2 protein-coding genes are annotated in these 1,095 nt (G+C 48.0%); both read right to left on the reverse strand.

What is annotated here, in order from left to right:
• Nucleotides 1-210: hypothetical protein (locus B7Y67_RS19025; protein ID WP_293599969.1), on the reverse strand; the 210-nt coding region annotated here is incomplete at its 3' end.
• Nucleotides 211-272: 62 nt separating this feature from the next.
• Nucleotides 273-1,095, reverse strand: an 823-nt coding sequence (gene folD / locus B7Y67_RS19030; protein ID WP_293599970.1) for a bifunctional methylenetetrahydrofolate dehydrogenase/methenyltetrahydrofolate cyclohydrolase FolD, incomplete at its 5' end; no start/stop codon positions are given.

Consider the following 1,095-nt stretch of genomic DNA (forward strand, 5'->3'; position numbering starts at 1 on the left):
TAATGGTTCGGCAAGATCATTCCAGTGTGCGGGCGTACTGGGATCAACGGCATGATCAACCGCAAGCTGAGCATTTTCAAGCAAGAACTCAATGGCTGGCTTAATGTGAGCGGGATTGATTTCCCGGTAATGGGCAATGCCACGACCAAAAGAAATTAAAGGATTTTTTGCGAGTTCAGCAGAAGGGGTTTTATGGGTAGCATGTGTCATCCCTCTAGCTTAATGGACTGCACAATTTTTTGCCGAGAATTCAAAACCCGCGGATCAAAAGACTAGAGCTTGGCTGCCTTTTCAGCGGCTTCAAGGGTGTTCATCATGAGCATCGTGATAGTCATGGGTCCAACACCTCCTGGAACTGGTGTAATCCAGCCGGCAACGTATTGAGCAGCATCAAAATCAACGTCACCGCATAACTTACCATCTGGTAGTCGGTTAATGCCAACGTCAATCACCACTGCACCATGCTTGACCATATCGCCCGTGATCATTTTAGGTTTACCAGTAGCTACAACCAAAATATCGGCATCCTTGGTGTGATGAGCGAGATCTCTGGTTTTACTATTGCAAATGGTTACTGTAGCGCCTGCTTGTAAAAGGAGCATCGCCATTGGTTTGCCGACAATATTGGAGGCGCCCACAATCACCGCGCGTGCACCACGTATGGGATAGTCAATGCTTTCTAGAATCTTCATGCAGCCATAAGGTGTACAAGGCTTGAACTCAGGTTGACCAACCATCAGAGCGCCAGCATTGGCAACATGAAAGCCATCGACGTCTTTTTCCGGGGCAATGGCTTCTAGAACTCTTTCAGAGGCAATATGTTCTGGCAAGGGGAGCTGTACCAAAATGCCATGTATAGCAGGGTCAGCGTTTAGGGTGGCAATACGGGCTAGTAATTCTTCTTCACCAAGGTCAACCGAATAGCGCTCTAGGACTGAATGAAAACCAACATCTTCACAGGCCTTCACCTTATTGCGAACATAAACCTGGCTGGCGGGATTATCGCCAACGACAATAACCGCTAGGCCTGGACGTCGATCTTTAGCAGTAACAATAGCGCCGCGGGCAGCAATTTCAGTGCGAAGCTTTTTAGAG

The sequence above is a fragment of the Polynucleobacter sp. 35-46-11 genome (assembly GCF_002281105.1).